The sequence below is a fragment of the Bradyrhizobium sp. DN3 genome (assembly GCF_041357655.1).
Lineage (GTDB): Bacteria > Pseudomonadota > Alphaproteobacteria > Rhizobiales > Xanthobacteraceae > Bradyrhizobium.
On the sequence record NZ_JAULLN010000021.1, the window covers coordinates 153,031 to 170,061 of the forward strand.

The window sequence follows — 17,031 nt, forward strand, 5'->3', positions numbered from 1 at the left end:
ATCCGGACAATTGAAACCATCTTTTAATAAATCAGGCCAAAGCTCGGTTTCGCGCGGAAACAGCGCCACCCGCTCAGAACGAACGGGAGCACAGCGAGGCCGCATCATGGCTCTGATCGAGACCAACTCTTTTCATGTTCCGGCAGAAGCCGGCCGCGTCTCCGGATTCGTCTCCGAGATCCAGAGCTTCTGGAAACGCTTCTTCGCCACCGCCTTCAACCCGTACCGGCCCGAATTGCACTACATGCGCGGCCCCGGTCCGGCCTGGCGCGCCAAGCACGGCATGGATGCACCGTTCCGTCTGAAGCCCCGCGACCTCTGAGCCCGCCGCTATCGGATTTTTGAAGACGCAGGCTGCTTGCGCGCGAGACTGATTGCGCGCAACCATGGCCCGGTTCCGACGAGGGCGCCCCCGCTCGCGCCGTCACCTCTCGCCATGGATGAACGCTGATGACGCGCCTGCGCTGTGCAATTCTCGACGACTATTTCAACCTCGCCCTCGACGTCGCCGACTGGCCAAAACTCTCCGACCGCGTCGACGTCACCGTGTTCAGCCACCCATTTGCTTCCGAGCAGGCCGCGGCGAGCGCGCTGGCCGATTTCGAAATCATCTGCGCGATGCGCGAGCGCACCGCATTCCCCAAGGGCCTGTTCGATAAGCTGCCGAAGCTGAAGCTGCTCTTGACCTCCGGCATGCGCAACGCCGCGATCGACATGGAGGCCGCAAAGGCGCGTGGCGTCGCCATCGGCGGCACGCAATATTCGCGCGATCCCACTGCCCCGCTCACCATGGGCCTGATCCTGGAGCTGACCCGCGGCATCGGCCGCGAGAATGCGCGCATGCATGCCGGCGAGCCCTGGCAGACCTTTGCCGGCGTCGAGATCGAAGGACTGACGCTCGGCATCGTCGGGCTCGGCAAGCTCGGCAGCAAGATGGCTGGGATCGCCAAGGCATTCGGCATGAACGTGATCGCCTGGAGCCCGAACCTCACGCCGGAGAAGTGCAAGGAGGCCGGCGTCGGCTACGCCAGCAAGGAGGAGCTATTCGCCAAGGCCGATATCATCACCATCCATGTGGTGCTGAGCGATCGCTCGCGCGGGCTGGTCGGCCGCGCCGATCTCGCGCGGATGAAGCCGACCGCCTTCCTCGTCAACACCGCGCGCGGGCCGATCGTGGACGAGCAGGCGCTGCTCGAAACGTTGCAGCAGAGGAAGATCGCAGGCGCAGGCTTGGATGTGTTCTCGGTCGAGCCGCTGCCGGTCGACCATCCCTTCCGCAAGCTCGACAATCTCGTGCTGACGCCGCATCTCGGCTACGCCACCGCGGACGGCTTGCGCATCCATTACGGCCAGATGGTCGAGGCGATCGACGCCTTCGCCAAGGGCAGCGAGCTGCCGCGGAAGCTGGCCTGAAACGACGATGGCCTGAAACGACAATGGCCTGAAACGACAATGGGCGTGCCAAGGCACGCCCATTGCAATTCGAATGCGCGCGAAGCGCTTAGCGCACGGTGACCGGCGCGGGCAGCGGCGGCACCACCGTCGGCTGCGTGCCCGGGACCGGGCCAGCCTGGGCGGCCATCGGCGCCGGACCAGCAGCACCGGGGGTCGGCGCGGCGGAGGCGGTCGCCGTTCCCGGCTGCGGGCCGCCCGGCAGCACCACCACACGGGTGCCGACCTTGACGCGGTCGAACAGGTCGGAGACGTCCTCGTTCAGCATGCCGATACAGCCGGAGGAAACGAACTTGCCGATCGTCGAGGGCTGATTGGTGCCGTGGATGCGGTAGACGGTCGAGCCGAGATACATCGCGCGGGCGCCGAGCGGGTTGCCGGGGCCGCCGGCCATGAAGCGCGGCAGATAGGGCTGGCGCTCGATCATCTCGGTCGGCGGATGCCAATCCGGCCACTCGGCCTTGCGGGTGATCTTCTGTACGCCGGTCCAGGTGAAGCCGTCGCGGCCGACGCGGACGCCGTAGCGGATCGCGCGACCGTTGCCGAGCACGTAGTAGAGGTAGGTGTTCGGCGTATCGACCACGAGCGTGCCAGCCGGCTCCTTGGTCTGGAACGCGACTTCCTGGCGGCGCAGGTTCTGAGGCAACTGCGCCGGCGCAGCATCAGGCTGCTCCTCGGGCGGCAGCGACGCGACTGTCATCGGCCGGCCGTCTGCGCCGACGGGCGGCTGCCCGGCCTGGACCGTACCGGTCGCGGCGGGACCACCGACGGCCTCAGGCGGACGCAGGCCGTCATTGGCCGGTGCCTGGCCCTGACCAGGACGATCGGCATAGATCACCGGGGGCGGACCGGCGGGACGGCCATAGCGGGGATCGTCGGGCGACATCACGGGGCCTTGCGGCGCCGCGGCCGAATAGGCCGGAGCGCCAGCCGGACGGCCATAACGCGGATCATCCGGTGACATCACCGGACCCTGCGGCGGGGCCGCCGAATAGACCGGAGGCGCGCCGGCCGGGCGGCCGTAGCGCGGATCGTCGGCGGGGCCGGGCGCCGGCAGCGAGGTCTGCGGCATCGCGTCGTCGTCTTCGTCCAGCGCGTCGAAATTCGGCGTGCGATCGCCTGGGCGATATTCAGCCGGGGCGCCATAGCCCGGCGCCTGCTGGACCGGATAGCTCTGAGCCTGCGCGAGCGAGGTTCCCGCCGCAGCGACTGTCGCGGCAGCGCATATCGTCAGAAAATGTTTGATCATCATCGCTCTTGTATAGTCCCCAAGCCCGACCGGACCGTTAACGGCCAGATGACCGAAGATAGCGGCACATTCAAGACATATCAGGCGTATTTGCGCCGGATTTGCCGATTTGTGATCCGCAAGACTACCGTTGCCCCTTTGCATCACGGGGGAGAAATCGCATCACGCCATCAATTGCCGGAGTTTTCGGGCCCGAATTTTAGGGAACGGCGGAGAGCCGTTGCGATATGGTCGAATCAGCCTGATTCGTCACCGCTTTGAGCTCCGATCCGGGCGTGGCGAACGCGGCAATCAGTACCGTCACCGCGTTCAGATGGCTCATGGGCCCTGGCCACCAACCCGGGGCGGAAATTCGTAACCCGACCGATGCTTCCCGGCTTTCGCTTCCTGTTTGCCGCGATCCTGTTGTCAACCTCCATCCTGGTGTTCGGCCTAGGGGCCGCCGCGCTGCTGCGGGCGAGCCATGAGCAGTATGTCAGTAACCCCGCCTGGCGGAACGGCCCGCAGGAGCAGGTGTTTGCGCAGGCTCCCGAGCCGGCTCAACCGGTGCTCGCGGTATTACAGCCGGAGCCGGAGGTGACCGCCGAGCCCACCCCGTCGCTGCGTGACCAGATTCCAACCATCGGCTTGCCGGCGAACGGGCCCGAGCAAGTCGCCACGCCGACGACCGAGACCGACGTTCAGCCCCAGATCACTGAAGCCGCGCCTGAAGCCCAGACTCCGAGCAGGGAACCGGCCACACCCGAGCCGACGACGGACGCCACAGCGCCAGCGGCCACCGACACGCTCACCCCGGCCGACACCACGGCATCGATTCCCGAGACGCAGCCTGCTGCTGCCGCGACCGCCAGCGAGCCGGCGCCGGCTGATTCCAGTGTTACCCCTGATGCCAGTGTTGCCCAGGCCTCCTCGGCGATCGATGCCGCCGCGGCCAAGCTGGCCGCGCTGAACGATCCGGCGGCGACGTCCGTGAAGGATCCACCGGCGAAAGCCAAGGCGGACATCAAGGCGGACAGCAAGGCGACCAAGCGCAAGGCGAAGGCCAAGAAACGGCACCGCGTGGTGCAGCGTCCGCCGCCTCAGCAATTGCAGCAACAGCTCAATCCGTTCGGACAGCAGCAGCCGGCGTTCGCGACAACAACTGCACGCACGCGCTGACGCTCCTTCTTCGCCTCTCCCCGCAAGCGGGGCGAGGGAGTGAACCGTCGCTGCGGCGACGAGGTTACGCCGGCCCGGTTGCGATCGGCGGGCCGCCGGCCTGGCCCCATTCCGACCACGAGCCGTCATAGAGCGCGGTGTCGGTGATGCCGAGGCGATAGAGCGCAAGCGTCAGCACGCCGGCCGAGACGCCCGAGCCGCAGCTCGTCACGATCGGCTCGTCTAACTTGACGCCGGCGCCGGTGAAGGCGGCGCGGAGATCGTCGAGCGGCTTCATCGTGCCGGTCGCGGCATCAAACAGGAGATTGTAGGGCACGTTGCGGGCGCCGGGGATGTGGCCGGAGCGGATGCCCGGCCGTGGCTCCGGCGCGCGGCCCTCGAAGCGGTCGGCGGCGCGCGCATCAATCACCTGCTCGGCGTGGCTTGCGACGTTAGCGATGAGCTGCTGCATGCTGCGCACGCGCTTTGCATCGTAGCTCGCCTTGAACGTCGCCGGTTTCGGCTTCACCTCGCCGCTCTCGACGGGGCGGCCCTCAGCGCGCCACTTCTTCAAGCCGCCATTGAGGATGCGCACATTGCCGTGGCCGTAGGACAGGAACATCCACCATGCGCGGGGCGCCGCGACCCAGCCGCCAGCATCGTAGATCACGACGGTGTCGGCATTGGAGATGCCGAGATTGCCGATGTCGCGGCCAAACTGCTCGGCGCTCGGAAACATGTGCGGCAGCGGGTTGGAATGATCCGACACCGCATCGACGTCGAAGAACACGGCGCCGGGCAGATGCGCGGCGAGATAGTCGTCCTTCGGCAGCGGCAGCACGCCGGGGAGCTTGAAGCTGGCGTCGAGCACCTTCACGTTGGCGTCGTTGATATGGGCGGCGAGCCATTCGGTGGAGACGAGGGGGTCGGTGGTCATTACGTGCTCCGGCTGTTGTCCTTAGTCGTCATGGCCGGGCTTGTCCCGGCCATCCACGTTCTTCGTCGCGGCAAGACGTGGATGCCCGGGTCAAGCCCGGGCATGACGGAGTGTGTGGCGAGGACGGTGTTCACCTCACCCCTTCTTCTTCGGCTCCCATTGCTCCGTCGGCCCACCGGCATCGCGCCAGGCGGCGTAGCCGCCGGCGATGTGGGCGACGGGCTTGAGGCCCATGTCCTGCGCGGTCTTGGCGGCGAGCGCGGAGCGCAGGCCGCCGGCGCAGTGGAAGACGAACTTCTTGTCCTCCTGGAAGATCGGCTTGGCGTACGGGCTCTGCGGATCGATCCAGAATTCGAGCATGCCGCGGGTGCAGGCGAACGCGCCCGGGATGCGGCCCTCGCGCTCGATCTCGCGGGGGTCGCGGATGTCGACGATGACGACGTCGCCGTTCTTGGAGATCTCGATGGCGTCCTTGGCGCTGAGCGTCTCGATCTCGGCATTGGCCTCGTCGATCAGCGCCTTGATGCCGCGGGTGATTGTCTGGGGCATATGGTTCTCCCTCTTGTTACGTCGCCCTAGGCGATCTGCCGGAGGCGGAGGTCACCTCTCCCGCTTGCGGGAGAGGTCGACGCGCCCCGGGCGATGCGAAGCATCGTCCCGAGCGCGGCGGGTGAGGGCTCTCTCCTCTTGGGGAGCCTCGCTCGTGGAGAGACCCTCTCCCCAGCCCTCCCCCGCAAGCGGGGGAGGGAGCGCAGTCCCGTCGCCGATCGAGCCGGACTAACTATGCATCAGTGCGTCAACTCCTTCATCGCCCCCTCAAGACCTTCGATCGTGATCGGATACATGCGATTGGCGAAGATGCGTTTGATGATGGTGGTCGATTCCGAATAGTCCCAATGCTTCTGCTGCACCGGGTTCAGCCACACCGCATGCGGATAGGTGCGGATGATGCGATCGAGCCAGACCGAGCCCGGCTCCTCGTTGACGTGCTCGACCGAGCCGCCCGGCACCATGATCTCGTAAGGGCTCATCGAGGCGTCGCCGACGAACACGACCTTGTAGTCGTGCGGGTATTTGTGCAGCACGTCCCAGGTCGGCGTGCGGTCGGTGAAGCGGCGCTTGTTCTGCTTCCACACGCCTTCATAGAGGCAGTTGTGGAAGTAGAAGTATTCCATGTGCTTGAACTCGCTCTTCGCCGCCGAGAACAGCTCCTCGACCTGCTCGATATGCGCGTCCATCGAGCCGCCGATGTCGAAGAACACCAAAAGCTTCACCGCATTGCGCCGCTCGGGGCGCATGTGCACGTCGAGATAGCCGTGATTGGCGGTCTCGCGGATCGTGGTGTCGAGATCGAGTTCGTCAGGCGCACCGGTGCGCGCGAACTTGCGCAGGCGGCGCAGCGCCACCTTGATGTTGCGGATGCCGAGCTCGACATTGCCGTCAAGATCCTTGAACTCGCGCTTGTCCCACACCTTCACGGCGCGGTTGTTGCGGTTCTTCTCCTGGCCGATGCGCACGCCTTCAGGATTGTAGCCGTGGGCGCCGAACGGCGAGGTGCCGGCGGTGCCGATCCATTTCGAGCCGCCCTGGTGCCGGCCCTTCTGCTCCTCGAGCCGCTTCTTCAACGTCTCCATGAGCTTGTCCCAGCCCATGGCCTCGATCTGCTTCTTCTCTTCCTCGGTGAGGTACTTTTCGGCGAGCTTCTTCAGCCACTCCTCGGGGATCTCCGCCTTCTCCATGGCGTCGAGCAGGCTTTCCAGCCCCTTGAACACCGTGCCGAAGACGCGGTCGAACTTGTCGAGGTTGCGCTCGTCCTTCACCAGCGAGGCCCGCGACAGATAGTAGAAGTTCTCGACCGTGTAGTCCGCGAGGTCAGCGTCGAGCGCCTCCATCAGCGTGAGGTATTCGCGCAGCGTCACAGGGACCTGCGCGTCGCGCAGAGAGGTGAAGAATTGCAGGAACATGGGTGACAGATTGCCCGTCGGGTGGCGAACGTCAAGGGGCGGAGGCCACTGCTCCGCGCTGGACCGGGAGGCTTTTTGCTCTAGAATTGGCCGCCTCGAGGGGTTGTTTGGGGGACGTTTGCAATGGGAATTGTCGCAGCGCTCATCATCGGCGCGATCGCCGGCTGGCTGGCGGGCAAGATTGTCCACGGGGCGGGATTTGGGCTGATCGGCAACATGGTCGTCGGCATCATCGGCGCGCTGGTGGCGAGTTGGGTGCTACCGCAGCTGCATATCGCGCTCGCCACCGGCACGGTCGGCGCCATCGTGGACGCCACGATTGGCGCGGTGATTGTGCTGGTCATCCTTTCGCTGATAAGACGGGTCTGAAAGCCTGACCGAACCAGGAACGGCCGCCACGCGCGGCTGTTCCCTTGTCGCGACCGGGGCCTGCGCCTCACGCCGACGATATTTAAGGACACGCAATGAAATTTACGGGCACCAAGGACTATGTTGCGACCGACGATCTCAAGGTCGCCGTCAACGCCTCGATCGTGCTGGAGCGCCCGCTCCTGGTGAAGGGCGAGCCCGGCACCGGCAAGACAGTGCTGGCGGAGGAAGTGGCAAAGGCGCTGAAGGCGCCGCTTTTGACCTGGCACATCAAGTCCACCACCAAGGCGCAGCAGGGCCTCTACGAATACGACGCGGTGTCGCGCCTGCGCGACAGCCAACTCGGCGATGCCCGCGTCTCCGACATCAAGAACTACATTAAGCGCGGCAAGCTCTGGGAAGCCTTCACCAGCGAGCAGCGCCCGGTGCTGCTGATCGACGAGATCGACAAGGCCGACATCGAATTCCCGAACGACCTGCTGCTCGAGCTCGACCGCATGGAATTCCATGTCTACGAGACCGGCGAGACGATCAAGGCCAAGCAGCGCCCAATCATGATGATCACCTCCAACAACGAGAAGGAGCTGCCGGATGCTTTCCTGCGCCGCTGCTTCTTCCACTACATCAAGTTCCCCGACGCCGACACCATGGGCCGCATCGTCGACGTCCACTTCCCCGGCATCAAGAAGCGCCTGGTCGAGGAGGCGCTGCGCATCTTCTTCGAGGTGCGCGAGGTGCCGGGCCTGAAGAAGAAGCCGTCGACGTCGGAGCTTTTGGACTGGCTCAAGCTGCTGCTCAACGAGGACATGAGCGTCGAGCAGCTGCGCGAACGCGACCCGCGCAAACTGATCCCGCCGCTGCACGGCGCCTTGCTCAAGAACGAGCAGGACGTGCACCTGTTCGAGCGGCTGGCGTTTTTGAGCCGAAGGGAAGTGTAGTTTGAGCCGATGGGAAGTGTAGACCTCGCTGCCGACCACACTCTCGGTGTCGTCCTGGCGAAGGCCAGGACCCATACCGCGTGATCTATCGATTGCGGACAATCGGCGCACCGAACGACCAGTCTTCGTCAAACCACTCCCTGGGGTAATGGGTCCTGGCCTTCGCCAGGACGACGTGTTGGACATCGGCATCGCTCCCAAGTGACACCGTCATTCCCCGCGAAGGCGGGGAATCCAGTACGCCGAGGCGTCTCGGCTCAATCACAATCGCCTCTGGATACTGGATCGCCCGGTCAAGCCGGACGATGACAGTGTGTGGCGCGCGCCTGCCTCCCCATCGTCATTGCGAGCGTAGCGAAGCAATCCAGAATCCCTCCGCGGAAAGATTCTGGATTGCTTCGTCGCAAGAGCTCCTCGCAATGACGGAGCAAGGGGCATTGGCGTCGTTCTCCAAACAGCGCTGTCATTCCCCGCGAAGGCGGGGAATCCAGTATGCCGCGGCGTCTCGGCTCAATCACGAGCGCCTCTGGAATACTGGATCGCCCGGTCAAGCCGGGCGATGACAGTGTGTGGCGCGCGCTTGCCTCCCCTTCGTCATTGCGAGCGCAGCGACTTGTCCGCCGAAGCCTTGGCGCAGGCGGAAGCAATCCAGAATCCCTCCGCGGAAAGATTCTGGATTGCTTCGTCGCAAGGGCTCCTCGCAATGACGGAGCAAGGGGCAACGGCGTCGTTCTCCAATTCACATCTGCGTTGCAGACACGGCTTCGCATCCTCGCGGCGCATTTCGCCCGAGCTTTGCTCTCTCCATCGCCCCCAAAGAAAGAGGGTGCAGGGAAGGCCGGGTGCCGGCTGGCACCCACGGTCCGCTGTGCGAAGGCACACGCAGAAAAACTGCACAGCGGCATACAGGTGAAGCCGAACACACGGCCTTCCCTGCGTAGTGGTTGGACGGCTTATGCCGCGCTCTCCCGGGAGCCGAGTTCGTTCTGGCCTCCCTCACCCCAGCGAAAGTCGCCGACACCGCGCCGGTTGACGCCAATGCCGCATCCGCCAAGGCTTGACCGTAGCAACGACGGCCAGGACCACACGTCTATATTTTGGCATTCGGTGAAACACGCCGAAACTACAAAAACCCTTTAAAACAAGCGCTTTTCGACTAGCCTGATCCGGGCTGTTTCAGCGGGCTTCACCAAAATAAGGGCCCGGCCCTAAGCCTTTCAGCGTCCGCACGACAGACTGAAAGCCCCGAAGCCGAGCCCTTGGTCTCAAGCCTTAGGAGCAGAAACCACATGGATAGTAGCATCGTCCCCTCCCCCGCCGGCAAGCGGGCCCGTAATAGCAGCGTGATCCTGACCGACCGCCTGTGCGAGAAGCGGGTCGCCAAACGGACCAAGTTCTACGACCGCAAATGCCCTGGCCTGTACGTCAGCATCATCACGGCCGGCATCGCGACCTTTTCCTTCAAGTTCACCGACCGGCAGACCGGCAGGCAGCGCACTGGCTGGCTCGGCGTCTACAATCCTGAGACCTTCACCGTCGAGGACGCCCGCAGCAAGGTCTACGGCCTCAAGGGTATGGGCGGCGACGCGCTGGCCGAGACCTTCCGCGACCAGAAGGCTGCGAGGGCCAAGCGTGGCAAGACCGTCTCTGAAATCATCGACGAGCGCATCGCGTGGATGAAGACGCCGGTCAAGAAGCCGGACGGCGAGATGCGGCCCCGGCTGGAAAGCTGGGAGAACACGGCAAGCCACCTCGATCGCTTCATCCGCGCCCGCCTCGGCAAGAAGCTGGCCATGGAGGTCACCAAGCATGACATCGCCACGCTGTCGAACGATATCGTCGCAGGCAAGTTCGGCAAGCCTTCGGTCAGCAACGCGCGTCATATGCGCAAGGCGGCCTCCGGCCTGTTCAACTGGGCGGCGGAAGCGGGCCGCGACTACGTAACGGCCAGCCCCTGCGTCAACTTGCCGAAGCTCGATCCGGAGCATCCCCGCACCCGCGTCCTGTCCGAGGACGAGATCAGAACGTTCTGGCATGGGCTGGACCGCAACGACCTGCCATGGGACCGGAAGACCCGCCTCGCGCTCAAGTTCGAGTTGGTGACTATGCTGCGCTCACGCGAACTGCTCGGTGCGCGCCGGGATGAATTGTTCGACCTGGACGGTGAGCATCCGCGTTTCGACGTGCCGCTCAAGCGCGTCAAGAAGCGGCGGGTGATCCAGCAGCCACTGTCCGATCTGGCGATCGAGATCATCAAGGAAGCACTGGCCTCGGATGATCAGCAGTTTATCTTTGAGAGCCCCATGTACAAGGGCCAGCCGATCCACCGCAAGGCGATGGCGGACGCGCTGCGCGGCACAAAGCACGAGAAGAACAAAGACAAGACCAAGACCGCCGGACTTTGCGAGTTGCTCGGCCTCAAGCCGTTCACGCCGCACGACCTCCGCCGGACGGCAGCGACCTTGGCCGGCGATCTCGGCTTCGAGGATGCGTGGATCGCAAAGTGCCTCGATCACGCCGCGAGCAAGAAATCCGAGCAGATCGTGCCGACGGTTACCGGCAAGGTCTACAATCACAGCAAACGAATCAAGGAAAAGCGCGCGGTGCTGGTTGGTGTTGCCGCCGAGCTGCGGCGCATCATCGAGAATGTTCCTACGCAAGCCATCGAACAGGCCCGATCTCAGCTTCTGGCCTGACGGGCTTAGTTAGCCCAGCACATATCGCGCTGGCTGTATTGGCATTTCACTGCGCAGGGCTTCGCAACCGACAGAAAAGTCAGCAAAAACAAAGCTGTAGCCTAGCTGTGTCCACCGTTGTGTCCCAATCCGATATTTTTGAAAAATTTTCGGCGTAAGCTGCCGGACAAGCGGGCGGCGGGTCACCCAGCAATTGAGTACCGCTTGGCCCGCGTCCGTCCAGGTTGGGCATCACCCGCATGAGCCCTTATAGAAGCGGGCAGTTTCTTAAATCGCAACCATTCGGATATACCGTGAGTGTAGATTCGACATCGCTCTCATGGGTTCAAGATGGCTTCACTTAAGATACGAAACTTTTCTTGCGTTGATGAGGCGCACTTAGAATTGGCCCAGTTGACAGTGCTCATTGGCCCGCAAGCAAGCGGAAAGAGCGTCATCTCGAAGCTAATCTACTTCTTCCAAGACATATTGAGCCGCCAGTTTCTTGACTTCGAAGAGGATGAGACGCTGGAGGAGTTCCGAACGTCCGTCGCCGACGACTTCAGGAAATGGTTTCCCCCAAGCGCATGGGGGCTAAAGAAGTTCGAGATTACGTTTCAAGCCGGACAGTACTTTGTAAAGATCACTCGAGCTGCCACCCGAAAGAACGTGGTCGAGAACGATAACATTCGTGTCAATTTCTCGCCATGGTTTGAGAAGGAGTTCGAGCACGCCAAGGCTCTCTTCACGCAACGGAATAAGGCGCCGAAGCAACGCGATTTCTCGTTCGAGGATACTTGGAGGATACGGGCTGCTACCCGCAAGAGGCTACAAGACGCGCTCAAGGACGACTTTGCCGAATGGCAACTTTTCGTTCCGGCGGGACGCTCTTTCTTCACAAGCGTGGGGAAAGCTATGGCAGCCTTCGAATATAGCGGAATGATTGATCCGCTGACGGTTCGATTTGGAAGATTTTTTGCGTCTGCGCGCGATGAACGGCGAGGATCTCGCATGGTGAGGAGGGGGAGTAAGCCGAGCGAACAACAGCAACGCATCCGAGATGAGATGATGAAAGAGCTGTTTGGCGGCAACATCACCTTCGGAAGAAATCAAGAATACGTTGTCTCCGACGATGGGCGAAAGATACCCTTCGCATCCTTGTCCTCGGGACAGCAAGAGCTTTTGCCGCTTTGGCTCGCCATCGAGTTTGCGCAAGAGGGATTGCCCAACAGCATGGTGTATATAGAAGAGCCCGAAGCGCATCTATTTCCTACAGCGCAAAGCCAAGTCGTTGAGTTCTTGGCTTCGGTAATCGCCGAGAACAACGCCAAAATGGTGGTCACGACGCACAGTCCTTATGTGCTCACGCAGATCAACACCTTGCTAAAGGCAGGTCAGCTTGCTCAGCAATTTCCGGAGGCCCGAGCCGAAATCAGCAAAATCGTGAGAGAGCGAAACTGGCTTAAGCCGAACTCGACAGTGGCCTATGCAATTGCTCGTAGGAGAGTAATTCAAATCACCGACGATGAAGGACTATTAGTGGGCGACTATCTTGATGAAGTTTCCGGCTACCTTGATCGCGATTTTTCAAGCCTCTTAGAAATTGAAGTTGCCAATGAGCGCTAAGTGCACGAACAGGAAGTGTGTTTCTCGGATTTTGGTGGGAGAGAAGAAGAGCAAGGCGATCTTTCTGAATGTTGAGCGAGTTTGGTTTGAGATTACAAAAGTCGATGGGTGCCTCTGCAAGCATGCGCTGGCTGCAGATTTCGCAGTGACTAAGGATCAGGTCGGAACAGTCATCGTCGAGCTGAAGGGCAGTGACGTTCCGCATGCCGTTGAGCAAGTGCTCGCCAGCGCCGGCTTCTGGCGCGAGCACCAGCCCAATTGCGCTTCGCTGGCTGGTCTAGTTGTCAGTCGCCAACGCCCTCGCTACTCAACATCGGTGCAAAGAGCACAAACGAAATTTGCGAGAAGCCATAAAGGGCCGCTGCATGTGGTGAGTTCCAACCGGGAGTATGTTTTTGAGAAGGTGTTGAGCTTCAAGGGGCCTTGAGCCAAAGGGATGGGGCTGTGGGCATAAAAGAACCAAAGCTTTGTTGCCACCCGGCGCGAACCGTTCTTCGTAGTGATCGCGCGGGGGATTTCGCGCATCGCGCATTTGGTCAGGCAGGTGGCGGAATTTGGTGGGCGATCAATTCAACTGACCGCAAGAGCCAAATCGCTTTGTCAAACTACATGTGCGCACCACAACCGCAATCCCCGCGCTCATCGCTACGTTGACAACCTTGCGCCTATGCCGTCGTCTTCCCAGACCATCCAGTTCCCTTGATCCGCAATACGGAAGCCGCGACAGAGATGACGCTGATGCCGGGGCATCAGTTATCGCCGCGCGGTAGCTTAGCGACAGCTCGACGGAGCTTGGCTTCGATGCACCGAGCGCAGATCAGCTCGTCGTCCCCGGCCGGTGGCGCAAGAATGGTCAACTCCTCTGCGGCGAACTCTTCTTCGCAGTGATCGCAGCGGGGGATTTCGAGCATCCGCGCATTTGCTCATGAAGTTGTGGCGGAATTCGGCAGGCTCTTCTCAACCGACCGCGAGCCGCCGTCATCCCGATATCCTGCGTCGTTGTCAGCCGTGATAGATGAGCCAACTCTCCTGTCGGGCACTGCGGCCGGCGGCGCGGCTAAGACGGGGCATAACCCTAATCAGCGCCGGACTTCGCCGGGATTGGGGGTTAGATCGTCGCCACCCATGGGCGTGTGGGTATAGCATCATGTCTAAACCCGTCGTACAGTGCCTAGCCGGTCGGATTTAGATGTTCATGGCACAAGAATTACCCGCGAGGCTTGAGCGCAGGTTGGCGGCTATATTGGCCGCTGATGTAGCTGGGTATTCGCGACTAATGCATCATGACGAGGAAGCTACGCACGCCAAATTGTCCGCGGTCCTTGCGAATGCTGTCACGCCGGCGATCTCCGCGCATGGAGGTCGCGTCGTTAAAAATACTGGCGACGGGTTCTTGGCTGACTTTCCAAGCGCGGTCGAAGCTGTTCGATCCGCCTTGCAATTCCAGAACCGGATCAAAGAACTTACATCGGGCGATGCCGAAGACGAACGGATTGCCCTTCGCGTCGGCATTAACGTCGGCGACGTCATCGTTGAACCGCACGATATTTTTGGCGACGGCGTAAACATTGCGGCGCGGCTTGAGAGTATCGCAGAACCGGGCGGCATCTGCATCTCGTCAGCCGCTTACGAGCATATTCAAGGCAAGATCGGGGCTTACTTTATCGATATGGGCGAGCTGCGCCTCAAGAACATCGACCGCCCGGTGCGCGCTTATACTGTCGTCCCGCATGAATTAGCGACAGCGACCGTTGGCACGCGTTCTGGGCCGAACTCGATTTTAGCGCCTCATCTCTCGATTGTTGTTTTGCCGCTTGCGAACCTCAGCGGCGACCCCAGTCAGGAATATTTCGTAGACGGCGTGACCGAGAGCCTGACCACGGATTTGTCACGCATCCGTGGTTCATTCGTCGTCGCCCGCAACAGTGCTTTCTCTTACAAGGGCAAATCTATCGACATCCGCCAGGTCGGCCGCGAGCTGAACGTCCGTTACGTGCTTGAAGGGTCCGTGCAGCGTAGCGGCAATCGCTTTCGGGTGAACGTTCAGCTCGTCGATGCACAAACTGGCAACCACCTTTGGGCTGAACGCTTCGACAAGCCTCTTGCCGACCTCCTCGATATGCAGGATGAAATCGTATCGCGGCTCGCTAATACGTTGAATGCCCAACTCATTGCAGCCGAGGCGAGGCGAGCGGAGCGTTCGTTGCATCCCAACGCATTGGACTTGTATTTCCAAGGAATGGCTCGTTGGAACAAACGCTGGACTTTGGAAAATATGATGCAAGCGCGAGGCTTTTTCGAGCGTGCCCTAAAGCTCGATCCCGATCATGTTGAAGCGTTGGTAGGTATCGCTTCTATTGACATGTCGATCGCTGGTTTTTGGCTTACTGACAACATTGAAGAGCATTTTGTTGCGGCTGAAGCGGCCTTGGTTAAGGCGATCTCCTTGGCCCCGCACTACGCACCTGCTCACGCATTTTTGGGCTGCCTCCAATCATGTACCAACCGGGCCGCACAAGGCATTGCTGAGTGTGAGCACGCATTGGCGTTAAATCCCAACTTGGCCGACGCCCATGCTTTCATTGGCGTCGGCAAGATCTTTCATGGTCGTGCCGCGGAAGCGGAAGCGGATATAAATGAGGCATTTCGTTTGTCGCCTCGCGATGAAGGCGCGCACCGATGGATGTGTTGGATTGGGTTCAGCAAATTTGTACTCGGAGCTGAAGACGACGCTGTCGTCTGGTTACGTCGAGGTCTGAAAGCGAACCCAAACTATCCTGTAGGGCATTTTCAGCTCGCCGCTGCACTCGCCCTTGTCGGAAAGCTGGACGAGGCACGAGCTGCCACGAAGGAAGGGCTTGCGTTAGACCCATCGTTCACGGTCCGTCGCATAAAAAAGTATGGGTATAGCGATGATCCGATCTTTCGCGTCGCGGGCAAGCGCATTGTTCAAGGCATGCGCATGGCTGGTCTGCCAGAGGGTTAAAAATAACGCTAGGCGCGCCTCATAATGGTCCGGGCTTTGCATTGGTTCGTTCCAATTCCGGAACGCGGCGAAGCAAATCGCGGGCGTTGCAGATTTACCACCCGCATGAGCATTCAAGATACTAAGCTCGTCAATCGAGACGGGCCGGACCATACTTTCATAGCTTACTTTCATACGAACAGCGGAGACGCATGTGTTTGATGTCTATCGCAATGATAAGCGCGACTTTCTCGTTCTAAGCACAGGCTCTGCGATACCCCTCGTTTGCTCTCGGATTAAGTGGCGCAAGAGCAGAAAAAGAGTTCTCAAAGTCAGCGACGAGATCAAGTTAGCCGTTCAAAGACAGGGCTATTACGTTCGCAGCTTACGGATCACAAAGGAGCGGGTAATCTAGGTCGAGCGCGAAATGTCTTGTGGTTAGGTCTTCGCCGCACCATCCAGCTGCACCAGCCCAGCCTCGATCACGATGATATCTTCCTCGATCTGCTGAATGGTTGTCCGGCAGTCAAAGTCGGTGCGTGCCTTCAGGTCCACGGCCAGCTTCCGGCGCTGTATGCGCAAATCGTCGAGAGCTCTCCTGTCACTGAGGCGAACGTAAGCGTCCACAATAAGCTCGATTGCGCTTGGCATCCCCGATCCTAGTCTCAATGAACCACCCGCAACGATTAGCCCGCGACACTCTTCACAACGGCATCCCTTCGCAGATTGTGGCCGGCAGCCGTCAAATGGGACCCTATGACTAGGCCGAGCCGGCTTAACGTCAGGAGGGCAAGAGGGTCGCACAATTCAATGGAAAGCCCGGCTCCCAATATCGCAATGGTTCGCTGCTCATCGCTATTGAGATCAGCCCATGAGATGTCCATCACGCGCCTCCGCGCCAAAAGAATTGTCTAAAAACCAAACGCGTGCCTGATTTGCCGCAGCATAGCCATAGCCGCGTCGGTGTACCGACCGTTGGTTAGATATCGATCCAGCTGCGCTGTGCTAATCAGCGCCACAACTGCCGTGAAGCCCTTAAACATTGGGCCTCTCCTTCAGGAGACCGCCAACCGGACGTGTCGAAGTATTAAACTGTTCTCGGAATGCGCTGCCGCATATGACGACCTAATATGTAAATGGTGACAGTGACTAGTAACGAGTTCCTTAACGGGCGCGATGTCGCGATGGGATAAGGCCAAGACGCTGCAACGGCCGTTGTCCGACGAACCCGGTGGCCCCGAAGGAAGACCGAGCGGTAGCACAAGGTTGCACTTGTCCCGGTGTGCTTCGGCCCCATATTCGACGTATGCAACTCACCGATATCCACGACCAAGCAATCCAAGCCCGCATGGCGCTCATCGTCGGTGCAAGGACGTTCGACCGTCTCTTCGCAGGCGTGCGGTTTGATGAAGTCGATGGGGACATCCTGTTCGTCTACGCCAAGGACGAGGACACCGCCGCTAAGATCGAGGATGAATTCGCGCTGCACATATCGATGATTGCCTCAAAGATATTGGAGCGGGAGATCAACATCGTGATGGTGTTGCCGAGACAACTCGTCAGTTGAGCTTACGCGGGCGGCCGGGGAAGCGGCGTTGGATGTGCCAACGTCCGGTCTTCTGCGGACAGCCGACATGAAATCGACTGATGCACTTGTTGTGCTCAGGGCCGATTCTGTTGAAAAAGACGGCTGTTGCGACGCAGAGATATCAGTGATTC

The 17,031-nt window shown here is 60.9% G+C and carries 17 protein-coding genes; 11 read left to right on the top strand and 6 right to left on the bottom strand.

The window, feature by feature from the left end; genetic code table 11:
- Positions 1 to 106: 106 nt before the first annotated feature.
- Positions 107 to 322 (top strand): hypothetical protein, encoded by a 216-nt coding sequence (locus AAE027_RS28175; RefSeq protein ID WP_128936099.1) that lies wholly within the window; start codon positions 107 to 109, stop codon positions 320 to 322.
- 128 nt (positions 323 to 450) lie between these two features.
- Positions 451 to 1,413 (top strand): D-2-hydroxyacid dehydrogenase family protein, encoded by a 963-nt coding sequence (locus AAE027_RS28180; RefSeq protein ID WP_370989251.1) that lies wholly within the window; start codon positions 451 to 453, stop codon positions 1,411 to 1,413.
- Positions 1,414 to 1,501: 88 nt separating this feature from the next.
- On the opposite strand, the gene AAE027_RS28185 is transcribed toward AAE027_RS28180, so the two are convergent.
- Positions 1,502 to 2,701, bottom strand: a complete 1,200-nt coding sequence (locus tag AAE027_RS28185) for a L,D-transpeptidase family protein (RefSeq protein ID WP_370989369.1) — start codon at positions 2,699 to 2,701, stop codon at positions 1,502 to 1,504.
- 199 nt (positions 2,702 to 2,900) lie between these two features.
- A complete protein-coding gene (locus AAE027_RS28190) occupies positions 2,901 to 3,023 on the bottom strand; it encodes a hypothetical protein (protein WP_256477639.1) in 123 nt (40 codons plus the stop codon).
- A gap of 44 nt (positions 3,024 to 3,067) precedes the next feature.
- Here AAE027_RS28190 and AAE027_RS28195 point away from each other — a divergent pair, with 44 nt between their 5' ends.
- Entirely contained in the window at positions 3,068 to 3,859 is a 792-nt protein-coding gene (locus AAE027_RS28195; protein WP_370989250.1) for a hypothetical protein, read from the top strand.
- A 64-nt stretch (positions 3,860 to 3,923) separates the two neighbouring features.
- Here the strand turns inward: AAE027_RS28195 and sseA are convergent, their stop codons facing one another.
- From sseA to AAE027_RS28210, 3 genes are all read right to left on the bottom strand, one after another.
- Positions 3,924 to 4,775: a 3-mercaptopyruvate sulfurtransferase gene (gene sseA, locus AAE027_RS28200; RefSeq protein WP_370989249.1), complete on the bottom strand. Its 852-nt coding sequence runs from the start codon at positions 4,773 to 4,775 to the stop codon at positions 3,924 to 3,926.
- Between the two features lie 135 nt (positions 4,776 to 4,910).
- Complete coding sequence (locus tag AAE027_RS28205; protein ID WP_091879449.1) at positions 4,911 to 5,324, bottom strand: rhodanese-like domain-containing protein; 414 nt, start codon at positions 5,322 to 5,324, stop codon at positions 4,911 to 4,913.
- A 239-nt stretch (positions 5,325 to 5,563) separates the two neighbouring features.
- Entirely contained in the window at positions 5,564 to 6,739 is a 1,176-nt protein-coding gene (locus AAE027_RS28210) for a vWA domain-containing protein (protein ID WP_080134207.1), read from the bottom strand.
- Positions 6,740 to 6,862: 123 nt separating this feature from the next.
- Between AAE027_RS28210 and AAE027_RS28215 the strand changes: the two genes are divergently transcribed.
- From AAE027_RS28215 to AAE027_RS28245, 7 genes are all read left to right on the top strand, one after another.
- The gene (locus AAE027_RS28215) at positions 6,863 to 7,108 is read left to right on the top strand and encodes a GlsB/YeaQ/YmgE family stress response membrane protein (protein ID WP_091879455.1); all 246 of its coding nucleotides are present in this window, start codon (positions 6,863 to 6,865) and stop codon (positions 7,106 to 7,108) included.
- A 95-nt stretch (positions 7,109 to 7,203) separates the two neighbouring features.
- Positions 7,204 to 8,046 carry an AAA family ATPase gene (locus AAE027_RS28220; RefSeq protein WP_370989248.1) on the top strand — a complete coding sequence of 281 codons (843 nt, stop codon included), beginning with the start codon at positions 7,204 to 7,206 and terminating at the stop codon, positions 8,044 to 8,046.
- A 1,289-nt stretch (positions 8,047 to 9,335) separates the two neighbouring features.
- On the top strand, positions 9,336 to 10,742 hold the full coding sequence (locus AAE027_RS28225) for a tyrosine-type recombinase/integrase (RefSeq protein ID WP_370989247.1): 1,407 nt from the start codon (positions 9,336 to 9,338) through the stop codon (positions 10,740 to 10,742).
- Between the two features lie 330 nt (positions 10,743 to 11,072).
- Entirely contained in the window at positions 11,073 to 12,347 is a 1,275-nt protein-coding gene (locus AAE027_RS28230; protein WP_370989246.1) for an AAA family ATPase, read from the top strand.
- A gap of 34 nt (positions 12,348 to 12,381) precedes the next feature.
- Complete coding sequence (locus AAE027_RS28235; RefSeq protein ID WP_370989245.1) at positions 12,382 to 12,774, top strand: hypothetical protein; 393 nt, start codon at positions 12,382 to 12,384, stop codon at positions 12,772 to 12,774.
- Positions 12,775 to 13,542: 768 nt separating this feature from the next.
- Entirely contained in the window at positions 13,543 to 15,333 is a 1,791-nt protein-coding gene (locus tag AAE027_RS28240; protein WP_479714252.1) for an adenylate/guanylate cyclase domain-containing protein, read from the top strand.
- A 193-nt stretch (positions 15,334 to 15,526) separates the two neighbouring features.
- Positions 15,527 to 15,727: a hypothetical protein gene (locus tag AAE027_RS28245; RefSeq protein WP_370989243.1), complete on the top strand. Its 201-nt coding sequence runs from the start codon at positions 15,527 to 15,529 to the stop codon at positions 15,725 to 15,727.
- A 23-nt stretch (positions 15,728 to 15,750) separates the two neighbouring features.
- On the opposite strand, the gene AAE027_RS28250 is transcribed toward AAE027_RS28245, so the two are convergent.
- Entirely contained in the window at positions 15,751 to 15,963 is a 213-nt protein-coding gene (locus AAE027_RS28250; protein WP_370989242.1) for a hypothetical protein, read from the bottom strand.
- A 655-nt stretch (positions 15,964 to 16,618) separates the two neighbouring features.
- Here AAE027_RS28250 and AAE027_RS28255 point away from each other — a divergent pair.
- On the top strand, positions 16,619 to 16,879 hold the full coding sequence (locus AAE027_RS28255; protein WP_370989241.1) for a hypothetical protein: 261 nt from the start codon (positions 16,619 to 16,621) through the stop codon (positions 16,877 to 16,879).
- Positions 16,880 to 17,031: the final 152 nt, after the last annotated feature.